The organism is Proteiniphilum sp. UBA5463 (genome assembly GCF_002427225.1).
In the GTDB taxonomy this organism is placed as follows: Bacteria; Bacteroidota; Bacteroidia; order Bacteroidales; family Dysgonomonadaceae; genus Proteiniphilum; species Proteiniphilum propionicum.
This window is the reverse complement of record NZ_DIQL01000025.1, coordinates 52,397-71,498: the sequence shown is the minus strand read 5'-3', so window position 1 is coordinate 71,498 and position 19,102 is coordinate 52,397. Positions and strand designations below refer to the sequence as shown.

Genomic DNA, 19,102 nt, shown 5'->3' with positions numbered 1-19,102 from the left:
CGTAGCCAACATCTTGCTTGCCGGCAGAGTTGATTCCTGACATTTAACTTGCTTGCCAACAGAGTTGGCTCTGGGTATTTAACTTGATTATTATATTGAATTATCAGAAAAGAGCCTGCTCATATAATCCAAAATATCAGAAATGATTATTCATATTTCATTGAAAATCAACATCTGCTTTGGTCCATATTTAATAAAAGAGATTTTATGGAGGGGACTCGAAAAAAAGAAATCGAAAATAATTTATTTAAAATTAATAAAAATATGAATCAGATTGAAAGAGCAAGAAAAATTTTGTTCACTCCCAAAGATGAATGGAGCGTGATTGAATCTGAAAATGACTCCCATACTAAAGTGTTGATGACATATTTGATCTGGCTGTCTTTAATTCCTGTGGTCGCATCTTTTATAGGTTATGGACTGATCGGTTACCACTTTCTTGGAGTTAGAGTGGGGGGAGGTATCTTCTGGGGAGTTAGATATGCAATACAGCATTTTATTTCAGTAATAGGAGGAGCATACCTTACTGCAGCTGTATTTAATTTTATGGCTCCTAAATACGGTGGTGTAAAAGATTTTAATAGAGCATTTCAGCTTGCTGCTTACTGCTATACCCCGGTTTGTGTTGGCGGAATATTTTATATTCACTACAGCTTGAGCATGTTGGCAGGAGTGGCGGGAATTTACGGACTGTTTCTTTTATACTTTGGTGTTAAACCCATGATGAAGGTAACTGATGAAAAGGCTACCACCTATTTTGTTGTTTCACTATTGGCGATGATAGTTATTTCGCTGGTTTTGGGTTTAATTCTTGCTCAGCTGATTGGCACTGGCAGTTATTGGCGTTGATACAGACAACAGCCATTACTGAGAGCATCAAAATTCCTGTATCTTAAAATTTCCGTGAGTTACAGAATTTTTTGATAATAAAATGATTAATATGGTCATTAATCCGTTTTTGCAATTGTTGTTTTAATAATGAAAATGTTTCTTAAACCGTTGCGAAATAAATAAATTAATCATATGAAGAATAGCATTTTACCGTATAAATTAAAGATAGTTAACATATTGATGTTATGTGCATTTATGATGGTTCCCGGTTACGCTGATGCAGGCGATGATCCCTGGTCATTTATTAAAGAGTTGCCTCCCATCCCTGTGAATATATGCGGTGAGAGGCTTGATGTTGCTGCAAAATGGGTAGAAAGACTGTCTGCACTGAAGGACAGGATGGTGGAACTTCAGGTCAAAGAAAAATGGGAAAAAGATGATGCTCTTAAAGATGCTAAGTCGAACATGGCTTTGTTTGAACCATCAGGTGGTGAACTTCAGAGGAAGTACTTTGGATTATTGAAAGAGATTGAACTTACAGAGAGGCAGGCCGAATCCAAACTGAATGAGATACTTTTGGATAAGTCTAAAAACATAATTTCGGTGGAAACCAAGTACCAGCAAATATTAGAACCGTTGAATAATGAGCTTAGAAATGCTATTGCCCAGGGAAAGGACACTAGCAATGTTAGGGATAAGATTAAGAACCTTGTAGCAGAAAGGTGCCTGGAGTTGGGAATGATATGCAGAGAATTCCTTGTCAAATATCGTAACATGCTTGGTGAACTTGTTTCCTGTGGAGTAAAGATTAATGAGCTTCAGGACGAGGCAAACAGAATTGCTTATCAGTCATATAATGTTAAAACCAGCTACGGACTCTGGCTAGATTACATCATGATGCATACTGGTGAGTTGATGAAAATATATGACTACAATTCATATAATATTACCGAACTATATGAATTTTAGTTTTTACAGTTTAAATATTCTGAACCGTCATAACATATAATTGAAATAAATTATGAAACGAATAGTTGTTTTAAACATTGTGCTTTGTATTAGTTTTGTACTGTCAGCTCAAAAGGGACTGTTCCCTGCTCAGGGAACAGTGATGACTTATCAGAACTTCGACAAAAAGGGTAAGTCTGTAGGGAAGAACGTTTATCTGCTTGAATCAATAGCTGACTCCGGTAATAAAATTTCAGTCACTTATTTGGTTTCATCTTACGATGAAAAGGATAAACTTACATTTTCAGATCGCATCACAATGGAACAGGTTGGAGACAAAATGTATTTTGATATGAGCAGTTTCGTGAATAAGGCTGCTTTTCAACAGGATGGAGAGATACCTGCTTCCGTTATAATTGAAGGAAATGGCATGGAGATACCTGTAATTGGCGAAGCCAGTCAAACCTTGCCTGATGCTGACATTACAATAACTGCCGAGATGGGATTTATTTCCATGAAAATGGCAACAAAAATAACCAATCGCCGCATAGAAGCAGTTGAAGATATTACTGTGCCGGCGGGTACATTTTCCTGCATGAAGATTTCGGGAGATGTTTCTGGCAAAGCAATGGGAATATCCACTTCTGGAAAAAACATTCAATGGTATGCTGCCGGAGTAGGTATGGTAAAATCAGAGAGCTATGATAAAAAGGAGAATCTTATAGGTTATACCATCTTGACATCCCTTAAAAAATAGGGATCCATATCTTTAAACAATATTAATTTGAGCCTACCCCGATAACCCTGAATATAAAAAATAATTATTTATAATATAAGAGATATTTAAGAAGGGTGCTTAATTTCAAATTCACATTATTTTAAGATATTTTGTTATTCCTGATTATATGTTATTTTTGCAATAAAATAAAGTCACAGTGCTGAAAATTAGGACAATTAACTGTTCGGAAAACCCACGTGCTGTGTGGTGTAAACTGTTTATCAATGCAGGATTTTTCCTGCTGATAGCTTCCTTGTTTTTTTTCTGTTCGGAAAATGAAAAACAGCAGCAACTCATGTATGATCAGAAAAAAATCTGGGAAGAGAAGATTTCGGACGATAGTTTTCCTACAGATTCAATCAGGCTGCTTTTGGGGAAAAGCGTTATCGATCGTGATAACTTGGCAGTATCCGTGCTCTGTAAGGTGCTGGGGGAAAGGATGCGGGAAGCTTCAGATTTTTCTAAAGCTATTTCATATCACCAGCAAGGTCTAGTTGCAGCTTACAAGATAAATGATACAATCGGCATTATTCAGGCTCTCAATAATATCGGGACCAACTTTAGGAGAATAGAGGCTCTGCCCGAAGCTTCCGATTATCATTATCAGGCACTTCAGATGGCCGAGTCCTTCTCGGCTAAAAATGAATATGTTGGTCGTAAAAGCCGTGCCATGGCAATTAATGGAATCGGTAATGTTCACCTCTCATTTGGAAATCTTGATGAAGCCGAGAGGATGTTCAAGGAAGCACTGGCGGAGGAAATAACATTGGGCAGCAATCTTGGTCAGGCCATGAATTATGCAAATATTGGTACTGTTATTGAAAAAAAGCTGATGTATGATTCAGCGTTTGCATATTATCAACGTTCCTTGGAAAAGAACATGCTAGCTAAATCGCAGTTGGGAATAGGCTTGTGTTATATTCACTTAGGACATATTTACGAGCTAAAGAACGAGTATGATAAGGCAGAACGTGAATATCTGATGGCATATAATATACTGAGCGATATTTCAGATACATGGCACTGGCTGAATTCAACCTTAGCCATTGCTCGTATAATGCTGCTTAAAAATGATTCTGTTGAGTCTATAAGGTATATAAGAATTGCTGATAAGGCAGCCAAAGCCATTCAGTCGCCAAAACATCTCGCAGAAGTTTATAATTTGCTCCATGAGTATAATATTAAACGTGGTAATTACGCTACAGCATTAAGCAATTATAAGAAAAGCCAACAATTTCAGGACAGTATTCAGAATATGCAGAAATATAATAAGGTGATTGATGTACGTCAAAATTACGAAAGTGATAAAAACATGCAATACATATCGGGCCTGAATCTTCGTAACGAGATGGTAGCGCGACAAAAGAGGACCATTATATACGCTTCAGGAATATCGTTAATATTGCTTGTCTTTTTGCTTATAGCCCTTTTTTATTCCTATATGGAGCGTACCAGGAGCAACAAAATACTCAGGGACATGTATAGTGCACGAACAAGTTTCTTTACCAATATAACTCATCAATTCCGCACTCCGCTGACCGTTATCCTCGGACTTAGCAATCATATGCAGTCGGAGAGTAATCTTACACAACATGAATCGAAAGCATATTTGAAGGCGATTGACAGGCAGGGAGCGCATCTGCTTACACTGACAAATCAATTGCTGAGTATGTCGAAAATAAATTCAGGCTCTGATAATCCCAAATGGCAAAAAGGCAATATTGTTGTCTATCTGAACATGGTTATAGATTCTTTTCGCCTCTACGCAAAAGAAAAAGATATAAAATTGTTGTTTACGAGCAGTGATCCTCTTATTGAGATGGATTTTATTCCACATTATGTTGATGATATCCTGCAGAACCTGTTGTCGAATGCAATAAAATTCAGTGGCCCGGGGAAAGAGATTCACGTGGTAATATCAAAAATAAAAAACAAAGAAGCGGTCCTTAAGGTGCAGGATTTTGGAGATGGTATACCTAAATCGGATCTGGAATATATTTTTGATCTTTTTTATCAGGGTAATAATTCCGAAAGAAATAATGGCAGTGGTATCGGGCTCAGTTATACACGTCAATTGGTTGAAATAATGAACGGAAAAATTGAGGTAGAGAGTGCAGAACAAAAAGGGACAGTTTTTATCGTTTCACTTCCTTTGCAACAGTCCGAAACGAATAATATATCTGTGTGGACTCCAAAAGAGAATGAACGGATACCCTCTTCCATGAAAGTCAATACAGGTTTGAATATCTTTTTAGAGTCTCAGGATGTTAAAGGTAAAATTATCAACAGGCGAAGATCAGATATTTCCCCTACAGTTTTGCTGATAGAAGACAACGATGACGTAGTACTATATATAAAAGCATTGCTGCCTGCTGAATACAATTCCGTTACGGCTAGGGATGGTACAGAGGGGCTGGAACTTGCAAACGAGTTGATACCCGACATTATTATTTCAGATGTAATGATGCCTAATAAGGATGGTTTTGCTCTATGTCGTGAAATTCGCAAATCCGCTCTACTGAACCATATCCCGATAATTTTATTAACGGCAAAAACAACAATTGACGATCGCCTTAAAGGTATGAAATGTGGCGCCGATGCATATATAAAAAAACCGTTTCACTACGAAGAGTTATTAATTCAGATAGAAGCTCTGCTTGAAAACAGGCGCTTGCTTAAGGAGAAATATATGCAATCCTTATTCAAAGGCGATGATTTGAATATAAACGACATAAATATTAATTTTCTTAAAAAAGCGACTGATATTGTTTTTAAAGATATTAATAATTCTGGTTTTACTTCAACTTCGCTTGCTGAAAAACTCTGCATCAGCAGTTCGCAGCTTAACAGAAAGCTTAGCGCAGTTGCAGGTTGTACACCATCGATGTTTATTCTCAGACTTCGAGTTGAGCATGCAAAAAAGAAGCTGGTAACAGAGGATAAATCAATCGGTCAGATTGCCGAGGAGTGCGGTTTCTATGACATGGCCTATTTTTCGCGTACCTTTAAAAAATTAACAAACGTCACTCCTTCTCAATACCGCCGTTTACCAAGATGATGTTAATAGTTCTTTCATAATAGATAAGCAGGCTTTAGATTTAAAAAGATACCGGAAAGAGGCTATACATCTGATTAGTTTTCGGAGAAAATTAAAAAAATACCGTACTATATGGGAATTAAGATAATTTTAGCGTACTATTATATCAACAGTCCGGTAAAAAAGCATCCATAGGTCGCATAATCAAATAATTAACAACAAGATAGGCCTGTTCGAAACCCAGTAGTACTTTTAGCTGATTGCAAGGTGTTTGAAAAATAATTACCGAAGTATTGATTATGTGATTATTTATTTCAAATAGAAAAAACACCGTCCCTGAGGCGATCTCACGGGACGGTATTTATTCTGCTTTAATTTTTATTTTGAAGGATTTCCAATGTGTCTCTAGCGATTGTAAGCTCCTCATCAGTGGGGATGATTACCACTTTTACCTTTGAAGATGGTTTGCTGATGATTACCTCTTTTGCACGTACTGAGGCATTTAGTTTTTCATCGAGTTCAATGCCCATGAATTCCATGTTTTTGCATGCATAACTTCGGGTAACAGCCTGATTCTCGCCAACACCGCCAGTGAACACGAGTATATCAACACCTCCAAGAATGGCGGCATAAGATCCTATATATTTTTTGATGCGGTAATTGTAAGTATTCATTGCCAGGATAGCCCTTTTGTTCCCGCTGTTAATAGCTTCTTCAATCTCGCGCATATCTGAGGATATGCCTGAAATGCCAAGTACTCCAGAAAATTTGTTCAATAGTGTGGATATACCCTTCGTACCCATATTTTCTTTTTCCATAATGTATGAGATCACACCAGGATCAACATCACCTGAGCGTGTACCCATTATCAATCCTTCCACGGGGGTCATTCCCATACTTGTATCAATGGATTTCCCGTTTCTGATAGCTGTTATAGATCCTCCATTTCCAATATGGGCTGTTATTATGCGCTGCTCCTCGTATGGAACGCCAAGAAATTCGCACGCTCGTTTAGATACGTAACGGTGGCTGGTACCGTGAAAACCGTAACGACGGATACTGTATTTTTCGTAAAGAGAGTAGGGGATACCATACGTATAGGCATAGTCTGGCATAGTCTGGTGAAAAGCAGTATCGAAAACACTTACCTGTGGCGTGTCGGGCATCAGCTCCTGAATTGCATAGATACCTTTCAGGTTGGGCGGATTGTGGAGCGGTGCCAGTTCAATGCACTCGTTAAGCATCTCAATCACTTCGTCGGTAATGAGTACACTTGAGTTGAAACGCTCGCCACCGTGAACCACTCTGTGCCCAACGGCATTTATTTCTTTCAATGATTTGATGCATCCATATTTCTCGCTGAGTAATACCCCAAGTATATATTCAATTCCTGCACGATGTTCCAGTATCTCTCCTTCGAGCATTACTTTCTGTCCGTCCGGTAATGTTAGTTTGAGGAAGGATCCTTTCATCCCGATTTTTTCAATACCTCCCTGTGCAACCACCTTTTTGCTTTCCATCTCAAAAAGCTTGTACTTTATTGATGAGCTTCCGCAATTTAAAACTAATATCTTCATAATGTCTGTAATTCTCCTTAATTAAATACCGTTTTATTTGTTGAAACCGGATTCCCGTTTTCATCGTATATATAAAAGCCCTTTCCTGTACGTACGCCTAGCTGATTGGAGCGGTATAGTTTCCAAAGAAGAGGGTTGGGCTTGTAATGCTTTTCGCCAAAATCGCTGAACATGGCTTCCATTAGCGTGACCAGCCGCTCTATGCCAACAATGTCCGCAATGCGGAAAATTCCGTAACGTTGCCCGTAAATGATGGTAAATGTTTCTTCAATATCTTCCATGGAGCTGATTCTCTCAAGGAGAGTCTGACAAGCTTCGTTCAGCATTGTCACTAAAAGGCGCAGGCTCACGTTCCCATTGCTTTCGTTAATGCGGTGTGGCTTGTAGTTAATGAGTTTGGCAAAGATCTCCATCTTCTGATAAACCTCTTCAGATGTGTACATCCCCTTCGAAATTTCCAGTATTCGTGCGTCAGGGTGTAAGACAGGGAAGTACAGGCTTACACAGCGCTCTTTGTGATCAAGGTCGGCGGCCAGCTCGCTGATGATTACTGTGGAGCCGTTGGTTGCGATGATGGCATCGGTGTCGAGTACATCTTCCAGTTTTTTAAAAATGTTTTTTCGTAGTGGTGTACTCCTGCGGCCGCTTTCCGAATGCCGGGTACATTCAATCACCAGGTCGCATCCGGCAAAGTCTTCATATACCAGAGTCGGTGTGATTCGGTTCATAATAATCTTTTTTTCAGAAGGTGTCAACCCCCAGCTGCTGATCTTATGATCCATTATTTTCCCTATCTCGTTTATCACATAATCTATCCTTTCAGGAGATTCATCAAGGAAAACCACTTCCATTCCTGCTGTTGCAGCCTTGTCGATAATTGTTCTTCCCTCCTTGCCGGCTCCAACAACCCCTATCTTTGAGAATAATGGCTTATTTTTGCTTTCTGCAGTGATAGTAAGCCCGTACTCTTCGATAGGTTCTATAATCATTTCATTCATATGTTTTGTAAATTTCTTTAGTTATATAATATCAGACATGCAAGAGTAAAGTCCTAGATTCATTTTAACTGATTGCTTGTCGTTTGGTTTTATATGTTGTTTTTCATTCCAATTGCCTGATTGGAAGCTATAACCACCATTTTGTAAATATCTTCCACCGAGCAGCCTCGTGAAAGGTCGTTCACCGGAGCAGCCATTCCCTGAAGTATGGGCCCTACAGCTTCTGCGTTGCCAAGCCGCTGCACCAGTTTATATCCTATATTACCTGACTCAAGTGTTGGAAATACCAACACATTGGCTTTACCTGCGATGAGGCTTCCAGGTGCTTTTGTCGAGCCAACGTCTGGGACAAGCGCAGCATCGGCTTGTAGTTCACCGTCAATAAGAAGCCGCGGGTCAGTCTCCCGGGCTATCCGTGTTGCTTCGCGTACTTTATCGATCATCTCATGTTCAGCACTTCCCCTGGTGGAAAAGCTAAGCATCGCTACACGTGGCTCAACTCCAGTGAGGCTCTTCATTGTCTGTGCCGATGCAACAGCAATTGAAGCCAGCTCTTCGGCAGTTGGATTTGGCACAACTGCACAATCGGCAAACAGCAGGACTCCGTTCTCTCCGTATTGCGGAGTCTGAGTAAACATGATGAAAGCACCAGAGACCACTTTCACTCCAGGGGAGGTTTTGATAATCTGCAGTGCGGGGCGAAGTACATCGCCGGTAGTGTTTTGTGCTCCCGCAATTTCTCCGTCGGCATCACCGTTCTTTATCATAAGGCATGCAAGGTAAAGTGGGTCTTCTACCAGCATGGCAGCCTGTCCGGGTGTCATCCCTTTCTTTTTGCGCAGTTCCAGCAGCAGGTTTGCATACGACTCTTTTTTGTCGTGCTTTTTCGGATCTATGACAACAGCTTTGTCAATATTTTCAAGTCCGAGTTTTTTTGCAAGTATCTGAATCTCTCCGGGGGCTCCCAGAAGAATGATTTCCGCAATACCGTCACGAATTAATTGATTGGCCGCCGTTAAAGTTCGTTCTTCGGCCCCTTCAGGCAATACGATTCTTTGTTTATTCGTTTTTGCCTTTTCGATCATGCTCTCTAGTAAGTTCATTGTTTATTAATATTTGACTATTTCTTTCAACCTGATTTTCGCAATAACATTTTTCTATTAAACTCTTTTTTCGTTTATCGCCTATCTGAAAAGAATTCTATCGGCAATAATGCAAACTTGTTTGCAGTATGCTATTTTAATAAATAATCAGCGCTCTGCAATGTTGTGAGCAAACTTGTTTGTTTTGAATTTAGTTCAATTTTAACCTGCTGAGTCAAAATAGCGGCATGCTTCTTCTTTGTTTGAACTGAATAACGCATAAATCCCGGCAACGGTATAAATACAGGTAAATTTGCTTTCTGCACTTTGTTTGTCGAAAACATTCAAGCATGTTTGTCCTCTGTTTGTATTGCTTAACTAAATAGATTAATATTTGTTTTGGTTTTCAAATTATGATCAGGATATAATTTCATACAATTAAAGCTATTTATTTTCAAATACACTCATGGAACATCCGCTTGTAAGTGATTCTTATCCTCGTTTCAAAATAAAATGTAATCTCCGCAAAAGTACGAAAAAAAGAGCAGATAAAGTGGCATTTTGTAAGGCAAAAGAGTTGCTGTTACGAGAAGTTTAGAAAATCACACCAAATATATTAAAATAGTTTAAAAACAGAATCAGCATATTGTCACTCCCCAATAAGCCTGTTTCTTTCTAGTACTTTCACAACACGCCCTTTCAGCCGGATTATTTCCTCATCTTCCATCACTTTAAGTGAACGGGCTAGCGATTGTTGCTGTACACCAAAATATTCGGCCAGCTGAGTGCGCGATCGTTACCTCTTTTGATATTTTCAGTAAAACAGATGTTTATGCTGCAATAACATCCACAGGATAGTTGTTTTTGGTGTCATAAATAAAGGCTGGTGTATGGATTAAATAAATGTTATCAGCAACAGTTTTATGGTCCCTGCCGACGGCTGCAGCAGTTACCGATTTTGGCATTCTCCCTTAAGGGAGCAGGGTTGGGAGAAAACCATTTTTATTGTTGAAATCCTGAGTTTTGTCGGATTATTTAATGTGATACAATTCTTTTATTGAATAGGGTCAAGAGATAATTCCCGGATCACAATTTATGGCCTGTGCAGCTCTCTCCATCTTTGTCCTGATCTCTTTAGTGCATAGGTTGCCGATGCTCCCGGCATGGGTATGATGTACTTTTTTAGGAGCCTGGAAGGAACCCTCCTGTACTTCTTTTCCTACCTGCTGATAGGCTTCTCTGAAAGGGACACCCTGCAATACGCGTTTGTTTACCTCTTCTACGGTGAAGAGGTATTCATACCGTGGATCGGAAAGGATATCCTCGTTAACCGAGATATGATCAAGCATAAAGCAGGTCATCTGCAGGAGCTTGTGCAGGGTTTCCAGTGCCGGGAATAGCACCTCTTTCAGCAGTTGATAGTCGCGATGATATCCGTGCGGCATATTAGTTGTCATCAATGTTATTTCATTGGGCAGGCTCTGCAGGCGATTGCTGTGTCCCCGTATTAGTTCCCACACATCGGGATTCTTTTTATGAGGCATAATACTCGATCCAGTAGTAAACTCATCAGGGTATGAGATAAAACCATAGTTACCTGAAAGGTACATACAATTATCAGAGGCAAGTTTGTTAAGTGTGGAAGCAATATTCGCAATGCTTTGGGCAACTATTCGTTCTGTTTTGCCGCGCCCCATCTGGGCGGCGACCACATTGAAGCTCATGGTGGCAAAGCCCAGTTCACGGGTAGTCATTTCACGGTCCAGAGGAAAGGAACTGCCATAGCCTGCTGCCGATCCCAGAGGGTTCTGATCAGCTACCTGCCATGCTGCTGCAAGCGTATGCATGTCATCAACCAATGTCTCTGCATATGCACCGAACCATAGACCGAAAGAAGAAGGCATAGCTATTTGTGCGTGGGTATACCCCGGCAAAAGTGTATCTTTATGCTTTTCACTTAGCGATTGCAAAAGTTCAAACAGCTGAATCACCTCCTCTTTTATATGAAAAATCTCCTCTTTAAGAAAAAGCTTGATATCCACCAGTACCTGATCGTTGCGTGAACGTCCCGAGTGAATTTTTTTGCCTGTATCTCCCAGCCGTTGGGTAAGCATAGCTTCAATCTGTGAATGGATATCTTCGGCATCATCATCGAGGCGGAACTCTCCTTTATCAACCTCTGATAATATATTCTGCAGTTCATTGCGGAGAACTTTCTCCTCACCAGCTTCCAGGAGTCCAATCTTCACAAGCATTTTGATATGTGCCATCGATCCAAGGATGTCATGTTTTGCCAGGCGGAGGTCGAGCTCCCTGTCATTACCCACTGTGAAATCTTCTACTCTCTGATTGGCATCGAAGCCTTTGTTCCATATTTTTGCCATCTCCCTTTATTTTTTTATCGCTTATTTACATCAATATTGTCTGTTTCGTATAGTAGTGAATTTATCCTCCCTTTTAAAAAAAGGTAGAAAACTGTAAATGTTACACCATTAAGTTTTCAATAAAACTGATATATCCGTTGATTCCATCTCCCAGCTCCTCGATCAAAACAAACTCATCGGCCTTGTGTGATCGTTCCGATTCTCCCGGTCCCATTTTCAGGGCAGGACAGGAGATGCGCATCCAGTCCGATGTGGTTGGTGAGGTGTATGTTTCAATGCCCAGCTTATTAGCGCACTGCAGCAAAAGATGACCGGAAGGGGTTGCCGAGCTCCTGTTGGTAAGGGAGCGTGCCTGAAGTACGCTTTTCACTTTCGGTTGCAATATTTCCATGATCTCCTGGTTGGTGTACATCTCTGTGGGGCGTATGTCCACTACAAAGCTGCACTTGCCAGGAATTACATTGTGTTGTGTGCCCGCGCTTATTTGAGTTACGGTTAGCTTTACCTCTCCCATTGAGGGGGAAACCTTCTCGAATTTAACAGATTTCAGTGTGGTGATATCATCCAGAGCAATATACAGGGCATTTATCCCTTCATTCCGTGCGGCATGTCCGCTTATTCCCGTCGCCTCGCCATCAATAACCAGTAGTCCCCGTTCTGCAACTGCAGCCCTCATACCGGTGGGCTCTCCTATGATAGCCATATCCACCTCGTCCGAGAGCTTTTGCCAGAGTAACCGCATGCCATTGGAACCTGAATTTTCCTCTTCCGTGGAAAGGGCAAGCAGAAGGTTGAACGGTAGCGATATTTCATAAAAATGGAGAAAAGTATAAATCATTGATACAACGCTTGCACCCGCATCATTACTTCCCAGGCCGTAAATGTGAGTGATAGAGTGGGGAGGGGTGAAAGGGTTGAATGTGTACCCGGCACCAGGGCGTACAGTATCGATATGTGAATTCAGCATTAAGGTCGGTTTCGACCTGTCATGAAAGGGCTGACGTACAACCAGATTGTTGCCGGCCCGTTCGGGTACTATCCCTTTTTCGCTGAAAAGCTTTGTCAGGAAATTGCTTCGCCGATGCTCTTCACCCGAAAAAGATTGTATCGAAACCAGCTTTCTCAACAGTTCCGTCGCATGTTGTATATAGTCACCCTGCATAATTCAGCTTGAGTTAAATTTATTACGGTTGCAATTTGTTACATTCTATTATTTTATCCCAGGAGTATTGTTCCCTTTTTTGAAAGCAGATTTTTCGCATGCAGAATAACCACTTCCAAAACGCCATCCTCTATTGCTTTGAATGAGTTGTCAAGTTTTGGTATCATGCCGTCTGCAATTATTCCCTGTCGCTTATATGCTTCGCATTCAGCTCTGTTCATAGATTTAACAAGGCTTGCCGGATCGTCCACGTCACGCAGAACTCCCTCTTTCTCGAAGCAGTAATAGAGCGTGGTGCGGTATTTTTTGGAGAGGGCTGTTGCTACAGTATAGGCAACAGTGTCGGCATTGGTGTTTAAGAGTGAGCCGTTCCCGTCGTGTGTGATTGCACAAAAAACGGGGGTGACGGCGCTTTCGATCAGTTGCGAAATAAATTCAGCATTGGCCTTTTCGGGATCCGGATCACCCACAAAGCCGAAGTCGATCGGTACAGGAGAACGTTTGACGGAAGGGATACTATTTCCATCAGCGCCTGACAGACCGATGGCGTTGCATCCAATCTTTTGCAGTGATGCTACAATATTCTTATTTATCCATCCTGCATAGACCATGATAACCAGCTTTAGAGTCTCTTCATCAGTAATACGGCGCCCTTGAACCATTTTCGTCTCAATGCCAAGTTGTTCTGCCATCTTTGAAGCCATCACGCCACCACCGTGTACAAGAGCTTTCCGTCCCTCCAACCGGTTGAAGTCATACAAAAACGCTTCCAGCGATTCAGGATTATCAACAATATTTCCCCCTATCTTAACTATTGAAAGGGGTGCTCTTTTATCTTCCGTCATATTTTGAGAATAAGTATTGATATTCAATCGCATTGCAAATTTAGTCTGCACGCATAGCTTATAGCATTCCCAGCAATATCTCTTTCAATACCACCTGTGCCGAAACCACCCTGTTGGCTGCTTCGGGAATGACAATAGACTGTGGGCTGTCTATTACCTCGTCACTTACAATCATGTTGCGGCGTACCGGCAGACAGTGCATGAAATAAGCATTGTTGGTCAGCGCCATCTTCCGGCTGTCCACAGTCCACTCACGGTTGGTGCTTAAAACCCTGCCATAGTTGGGATCACGGTAAGCTGCCCAGTTTTTCGCATATATAAAGTCGGCATTCTTGTAAGCTTTCTCCTTGTCGTATTCTATTACTGCATTGCCGGTGAACTTCTCATCAAGTTCATATCCTTCGGGATGAGTAATTACAAAATCATAACCGGCAGCGTTCATCCATTCGGCGAACGAGTTGGGAACGGCCTGTGGAAGGGCACGTGGATGAGGGGCCCAGGTAAGTACCACTTTTGGGCGCTCTCTCTTTTTGTACTCCTCTATCGTAATCAGGTCGGCAAAGCTCTGCAGTGGATGGCGTGTGGCTGCTTCCATACTGAAAACCGGCTTTCCTGAATATTTAATAAACTGATTCAATATTATTTCGTTGTAATCATCTGCCTTGTTTTCGAAACGGGCAAACGAGCGCACTCCTATCACATCGCAGTAGGAACCCATTACAGGTATCGCTTCAAGAATATGTTCAGGCTTGTCGCCATCCATGACTACTCCTTTTCCGGTCTCGAGTTTCCATGCACCCTGGTTGATGTCGAGCACTATCACATTCATGCCAAGGTTCAACCCTGCCTTTTGTGTGCTCAGGCGCGTGCGCAGGCTTGAGTTGAAAAAGATCATCAGAAGGGTTTTATTTTTGCCAAGCTCCTGGTCGGCAAAAGGACTTCCCTTTACCTGCTTTGCTTTTCGGAGCGCCACAGTAAGGTCGCCGACGTCGTGAACAGATGTAAAGTTTCTCATTTTATGAATATTTTTTTAACTTCTGCCGTGTCTGTCCAATCCCATTTTCACGTGATTTGGAAAGTAGTGATGACATTAGTTTTTATATAAATAACTTTTTAGTTCAGTAATAAAAATATCAATCTCTGGTTTCGATATCGTCAAGGGCGGCAATAACCTCATAACGTTATTCCTGGCACCGCCTGTAAAGATATGGCTTTCGAACAGTAGCCGGTTGCGAACGTTGGAATATTGCGGCTGCATATCAACGCCCAGCATCAGCCCACGTCCACGGATCTCTTTTATACCATCAATTGCAGAAAGCTCTTTTTTCAGATAACTACCCATCTCTTCGGCATTTCGCACTAACGATTCCTCTTTTATTACATCCAGCACAGCTATTGCAGCTGCACAGGCAAGGTGGTTTCCACCGAAGGTAGTTCCTAACATCCCTTTCTTTGCTTCAAACGCCGGGGAGACAAGTACTCCTCCTATCGGGAATCCGTTTGCCATACCTTTTGCCATGGTGATAAGGTCGGGCCGGATACCCGATGACTGATGAGCAAAAAAATCTCCGGTACGGCCGTAGCCTGACTGAATCTCATCGAGCACCAGCGGGGTGTTGTACCGGTTGCAGAGTTCACGCAGCCCCTTGAGAAAAGAGTCCTCAGGTGTATAGATGCCAGCTACACCCTGTATCCCTTCAATAATTACAGCTGCTGCATCGCCCTTTATCAATTCTGTCTCTACCGCTTCAATATTGTTAAGCGGGACAAAAGTGACTTCATGGCCGGAATTGAACGGGGACTGAATAGCTGTGTTCTGGGTTACTGCAACTGCACCCGAGGTACGGCCGTGGAAAGCATCGTTGAAAGCTATCACGCGCTTTTTACCTGTGTGAAAAGATGCCAGCTTCAGTGCATTTTCATTAGCTTCGGCACCTGAGTTGCAGAGAAATAGTGAATAGCCGGGATATCCGCATATCTCTCCCAGCTTATCAGCTAGCTCCTGCTGCAATGAGTTTTGTACGGAGTTAGAATAGAAGCCTATCTTCTCAACCTGGCTACTGATGGCTTTTACATACTTCGGGTGGGAGTGTCCGATTGAAATGACCGCATGGCCTCCGTAAAAATCGAGATACTCTGTTCCCTCATTGTCCCATACACGGCATCCTTGCGCCCGTACAGGCTCAATATCCCACAAACTATATACGTTAAATAAGTTCATTTCGTTTTATAATAATAAGAGTATGCTCCCAAAAAACTGAAAATCAGAAATGATTATTTATATCACATTGAATAACAGTATCATCTTTTGCCTTCTTACAATGAAAGAGACTTTCAGGAGGAGACTCATAAAATAGATATTACAATTTTGCACTAAAAAGCAAATAATTATGCTGGCATATTAAAATGCGCTTCCTTTCAACTTCAGCCCCATTGTCTCTTCCAATCCGAACATCAGGTTCATATTCTGTACCGCTTGTCCCGAAGCACCCTTAACCAGATTGTCAATTATGGAGGTGATATGGATATATCCGTTGTGAAACTCAATATGTAACAGCCCCTTATTGGTATTTACAACCTCTTTGAGAGAAACCGGCACATCAGAAACGAACACAAAGGGAGATGTTTTGTAAAACTCTTTGTACAACCTGATTACTTCTGATTCAGTTGTTGTGCTGTTGAATTTTGTGTAAACACTGGCAAAGATGCCTCTGGCAAAATCTCCCCTCATGGGTACGAAGTTGATCTGTGGCAATCCTTGGCTGCCGGCGTTAATCAACGTGTTTCTGATCTCTTCCAGATGCTGGTGAGTAAAAGGTTTGTAAACAGAAATATTGCTATCCCGATAACTAAAGTGGGTTGTTTCACCTGGCCTTTTGCCAGCGCCTGTAGAGCCAGTGATGGCATGTACATGAATTTCGTCTGTTAACAGCTGCTTTGATGCTAGCGGCAATAAAGCTAGCATGATTGACGTAGCAAAACAACCTGGGTTGGCAACATTGCCTGCTTTGCGCAGTTTCTCCCTGTTCAGTTCACACAGCCCGAAAACGAACTCCCTGTCTTTAAACAGTGGCTTGTTGCGAAAATCGTTTCCAAGGTCAATAATCTTGCACCGTTTAGGTACATTGTTCATTTCCAAGAAGTTTCGCGACAATCCATGTCCCAGGCATAGAAAAATTAGATCTGGGTTGATAAAAGTATGGCTGAACACCATATCGGTTTCACCTAGCAGGTCGCGGTGGATCTCCGCAACCTGCATACCCGCCGAGGTGGTGCTTATAACCGATTCTATGTTCGCTTCAGGGTGGCGCAGCAGGATACGCAGCAGTTCACCTGCCGTATAACCAGTTCCTCCTGCAATACTTACATTAATCATTGTCGTGAATGGTATAATATATTTTTAACGGATTGGCAGTAACTTTCGTAAATCCCACTACATCCTCTCCCGAAAACGATTTGTTTGTCTCTCCGTACTCACCGAATCTTGGGCTCATAAGATCATAATCACTTGAGCAGCCTAAAACCGCGAAATGATAGGGGCGCAGTTCCACCTCCACTTCACCCGAGACAAATTTCTGTGTATCGTTGAGGAATGTTTCAATATTACGCATAACCGGCTCCAGGTACTGAGCTTCATGCATCAGCTGGCCATACCAGTTGGAAAGCTGATCTTTCCAGTAGAGCTGCTGCTTGGTAAGAACATGCTTCTCGAGCAGGTGATGAGCCTTTACAATAATCAGTGGTGCCGGCGCTTCGAAGGCTACGCGCCCTTTTGTTCCAATAATGGTGTCGCCCACATGCACATCGCGACCGATACCATATTTCGAAGCTTTCTGATGCAAGGCGTGTATCAGATTTACGGGATTCATCTTCTCTCCGTTCAGAATGAGAGGCTCTCCCTTTTCAAAACCAATTGTAATTCGTTCAGTACCCCAGTCGGTAACCTGCGACGGGTAGGCCTCTTCGGGCAGTACTCCCGACGATTTAAGAGTCTCCACACCTCCTACGCTTGTTCCCCATATACCCTGGTTGATTGAGTATTTAGATTTCTCCCAGGAGAAGTCGAATCCCTTCTCTTTCAGATAATCTATCTCCTGCTGGCGCGAAAGTGCCAGCTCTCTGATGGGAGCAATTATTTTTACTTCAGGTGCAAGCACTTCAAACACCAGGTCGAAACGTATCTGGTCGTTTCCGGCACCGGTACTCCCGTGTGCAACGAAATCGGCATTCAGTTTTTTTACATGCTCCATTACTGCCATAGCCTGAAAGAATCGCTCCGAGCTTACAGACAAAGGATAAGTGTTGTTTTTTAACACATTCCCGAATATCAGGTACCTGATGCCTTTTGCATAATAATCATCAACAGCATCAATGCATGTGTGTGATGTGGCACCCAGTGTGAGAGCACGCTCTTCAATGCGTTTCGACTCATCATCGGAGAAGCCTCCGGTATTAACTATTACCGTATGTACTTCCAGCCCTTTTTCGTTAATGAGCCATGGTACACAGAACGACGTGTCCAGGCCGCCGCTGAATGCTAAAACTACTTTTTGTTTCATTTTTTAAACATTTTATTTGCTTTTCTTCTCTTAATAACCGGTTTCACCACTTTTTTTGCGAAGGGGCTCGCCTGCACCGCCGGCTGTGTCTTCGAATCGTAAAGAAGTCCGGTACAAAGGCACATTTTATAGTTGTTGCGTTGCAGGATATCGTAGTTCCTGCAACCCTGGCATCCTTTCCAAAACTCTTCATCGTCGGTTAGTTCTGAGAAAGTGACTGGTTTGAATCCCAGCTCGGTATTCATTTTCATCACCGCCAGGCCGGTGGTTATACTGAATATTTTGGCGTTTGGATAAAGCCTTCGTGATAGATCGAAGATTTTACGTTTGATCCTCTTTGCCAGCCCCTGATTACGGTAGTCGGGATGCACCACCAACCCCGAATTTGCCACAAACCGTTTGTGGCTAAACGTCTCAATGTATGAGAATCCCACCAGTTTATCGCCATCGAGGGCGATTACTGCCTTGCCTGCTTCAATCTTTTCAGCAACATATTCTGCACTGCGTTTTGCAATGCCTGTACCCCGGGCTTGTGCCGATTCATAAATTAAATCGCAAATCTCCTGCGCATAACCTATGAAGTTGCTGTTTGCTATATGAATTTCTACATTCATCCTAAAACAATAATAATAATAATAAAATAAATTGATATTTGTTGTTACAAGTAACCTTTTGGCGAAAAAAGATAAAAGGAGAGGATACAGACAAGATATTGCCTGTATAATTTAAAAGCATCGTCGGACTAAGTCTGTTGCTTTACGGAAGTGTGTATGTTTAAATAACATTTTCATCGGACTGCAAAAGTAATCATTATATTTATAAATAGTGGTATTATTGAGAAAATCTTTTCTTGTAAAGGATGAAAAACAATATCAAACTGTTTTTTTGGCTTATAAAAAAA

At 41.7% G+C, this 19,102-nt stretch carries 16 protein-coding genes; 4 read left to right on the top strand and 12 right to left on the bottom strand.

Going from position 1 to position 19,102, the window contains the following annotated elements:
* Positions 1-207 precede the first annotated feature (207 nt).
* The 4 genes from B3B27_RS04225 (at position 208) to B3B27_RS04210 (ending at position 5,615) form a co-directional block, all read left to right on the top strand.
* Positions 208-849, top strand: a complete 642-nt coding sequence (locus B3B27_RS04225) for a YIP1 family protein (RefSeq protein WP_286845192.1) — start codon at positions 208-210, stop codon at positions 847-849.
* Between the two features lie 174 nt (positions 850-1,023).
* Complete coding sequence (locus B3B27_RS04220; protein ID WP_286834394.1) at positions 1,024-1,800, top strand: hypothetical protein; 777 nt, start codon at positions 1,024-1,026, stop codon at positions 1,798-1,800.
* Between the two features lie 52 nt (positions 1,801-1,852).
* The gene (locus B3B27_RS04215; protein ID WP_238867870.1) at positions 1,853-2,536 is read left to right on the top strand and encodes a hypothetical protein; all 684 of its coding nucleotides are present in this window, start codon (positions 1,853-1,855) and stop codon (positions 2,534-2,536) included.
* A 178-nt stretch (positions 2,537-2,714) separates the two neighbouring features.
* Positions 2,715-5,615 carry an ATP-binding protein gene (locus B3B27_RS04210; RefSeq protein WP_286845761.1) on the top strand — a complete coding sequence of 967 codons (2,901 nt, stop codon included), beginning with the start codon at positions 2,715-2,717 and terminating at the stop codon, positions 5,613-5,615.
* 350 nt (positions 5,616-5,965) lie between these two features.
* On the opposite strand, the gene B3B27_RS04205 is transcribed toward B3B27_RS04210, so the two are convergent.
* From B3B27_RS04205 to B3B27_RS04155, 12 genes are all read right to left on the bottom strand, one after another.
* Complete coding sequence (locus tag B3B27_RS04205; RefSeq protein ID WP_238867868.1) at positions 5,966-7,171, bottom strand: acetate kinase; 1,206 nt, start codon at positions 7,169-7,171, stop codon at positions 5,966-5,968.
* A 17-nt stretch (positions 7,172-7,188) separates the two neighbouring features.
* Positions 7,189-8,169, bottom strand: coding sequence for a 3-hydroxyacyl-CoA dehydrogenase family protein (locus tag B3B27_RS04200; RefSeq protein ID WP_238867867.1), 981 nt, complete (start codon positions 8,167-8,169; stop codon positions 7,189-7,191).
* A gap of 89 nt (positions 8,170-8,258) precedes the next feature.
* A complete protein-coding gene (pta, locus tag B3B27_RS04195; protein ID WP_238867866.1) occupies positions 8,259-9,272 on the bottom strand; it encodes a phosphate acetyltransferase in 1,014 nt (337 codons plus the stop codon).
* A 628-nt stretch (positions 9,273-9,900) separates the two neighbouring features.
* Positions 9,901-10,032, bottom strand: a complete 132-nt coding sequence (locus B3B27_RS11810; RefSeq protein ID WP_407681800.1) for a helix-turn-helix domain-containing protein — start codon at positions 10,030-10,032, stop codon at positions 9,901-9,903.
* A gap of 286 nt (positions 10,033-10,318) precedes the next feature.
* A complete protein-coding gene (argH, locus tag B3B27_RS04190) occupies positions 10,319-11,635 on the bottom strand; it encodes an argininosuccinate lyase (RefSeq protein ID WP_238867865.1) in 1,317 nt (438 codons plus the stop codon).
* Positions 11,636-11,735: 100 nt separating this feature from the next.
* Positions 11,736-12,797, bottom strand: a complete 1,062-nt coding sequence (locus B3B27_RS04185; protein ID WP_238867864.1) for a M20/M25/M40 family metallo-hydrolase — start codon at positions 12,795-12,797, stop codon at positions 11,736-11,738.
* Positions 12,798-12,850: 53 nt separating this feature from the next.
* On the bottom strand, positions 12,851-13,642 hold the full coding sequence (gene argB / locus B3B27_RS04180; RefSeq protein WP_238867863.1) for an acetylglutamate kinase: 792 nt from the start codon (positions 13,640-13,642) through the stop codon (positions 12,851-12,853).
* Between the two features lie 58 nt (positions 13,643-13,700).
* Complete coding sequence (locus B3B27_RS04175; RefSeq protein WP_238867862.1) at positions 13,701-14,657, bottom strand: N-acetylornithine carbamoyltransferase; 957 nt, start codon at positions 14,655-14,657, stop codon at positions 13,701-13,703.
* 75 nt (positions 14,658-14,732) lie between these two features.
* Complete coding sequence (locus tag B3B27_RS04170) at positions 14,733-15,863, bottom strand: aspartate aminotransferase family protein (RefSeq protein WP_238867861.1); 1,131 nt, start codon at positions 15,861-15,863, stop codon at positions 14,733-14,735.
* A gap of 180 nt (positions 15,864-16,043) precedes the next feature.
* Positions 16,044-17,018, bottom strand: coding sequence for an N-acetyl-gamma-glutamyl-phosphate reductase (gene argC / locus B3B27_RS04165; protein WP_286834380.1), 975 nt, complete (start codon positions 17,016-17,018; stop codon positions 16,044-16,046).
* Positions 17,011-18,201 carry an argininosuccinate synthase gene (argG, locus tag B3B27_RS04160; RefSeq protein WP_238867859.1) on the bottom strand — a complete coding sequence of 397 codons (1,191 nt, stop codon included), beginning with the start codon at positions 18,199-18,201 and terminating at the stop codon, positions 17,011-17,013. Before argG ends, argC begins: the two co-directional genes overlap by 8 nt.
* The gene (locus B3B27_RS04155; RefSeq protein WP_238867858.1) at positions 18,198-18,815 is read right to left on the bottom strand and encodes a GNAT family N-acetyltransferase; all 618 of its coding nucleotides are present in this window, start codon (positions 18,813-18,815) and stop codon (positions 18,198-18,200) included. Before B3B27_RS04155 ends, argG begins: the two co-directional genes overlap by 4 nt.
* Positions 18,816-19,102 lie beyond the last annotated feature (287 nt).

Excerpts from the sequence above, each read along its gene's own strand:
- B3B27_RS04225 (WP_286845192.1), top strand. The coding sequence starts at position 208 with ATGGAGGGGACTCGAAAAAAAGAAATCGAAAATAATTTATTTAAAATT.
- B3B27_RS04220 (WP_286834394.1), top strand. The coding sequence starts at position 1,024 with ATGAAGAATAGCATTTTACCGTATAAATTAAAGATAGTTAACATATTG.
- B3B27_RS04215 (WP_238867870.1), top strand. The coding sequence starts at position 1,853 with ATGAAACGAATAGTTGTTTTAAACATTGTGCTTTGTATTAGTTTTGTA.
- B3B27_RS04205 (WP_238867868.1), bottom strand. The coding sequence starts at position 7,171 with ATGAAGATATTAGTTTTAAATTGCGGAAGCTCATCAATAAAGTACAAG.
- B3B27_RS04200 (WP_238867867.1), bottom strand. The coding sequence starts at position 8,169 with ATGAATGAAATGATTATAGAACCTATCGAAGAGTACGGGCTTACTATC.
- pta (WP_238867866.1), bottom strand. The coding sequence starts at position 9,272 with ATGAACTTACTAGAGAGCATGATCGAAAAGGCAAAAACGAATAAACAA.
- argH (WP_238867865.1), bottom strand. The coding sequence starts at position 11,635 with ATGGCAAAAATATGGAACAAAGGCTTCGATGCCAATCAGAGAGTAGAA.
- B3B27_RS04185 (WP_238867864.1), bottom strand. The coding sequence starts at position 12,797 with ATGCAGGGTGACTATATACAACATGCGACGGAACTGTTGAGAAAGCTG.
- argB (WP_238867863.1), bottom strand. The coding sequence starts at position 13,642 with ATGACGGAAGATAAAAGAGCACCCCTTTCAATAGTTAAGATAGGGGGA.
- B3B27_RS04175 (WP_238867862.1), bottom strand. The coding sequence starts at position 14,657 with ATGAGAAACTTTACATCTGTTCACGACGTCGGCGACCTTACTGTGGCG.
- B3B27_RS04170 (WP_238867861.1), bottom strand. The coding sequence starts at position 15,863 with ATGAACTTATTTAACGTATATAGTTTGTGGGATATTGAGCCTGTACGG.
- argC (WP_286834380.1), bottom strand. The coding sequence starts at position 17,018 with ATGATTAATGTAAGTATTGCAGGAGGAACTGGTTATACGGCAGGTGAA.
- argG (WP_238867859.1), bottom strand. The coding sequence starts at position 18,201 with ATGAAACAAAAAGTAGTTTTAGCATTCAGCGGCGGCCTGGACACGTCG.
- B3B27_RS04155 (WP_238867858.1), bottom strand. The coding sequence starts at position 18,815 with ATGAATGTAGAAATTCATATAGCAAACAGCAACTTCATAGGTTATGCG.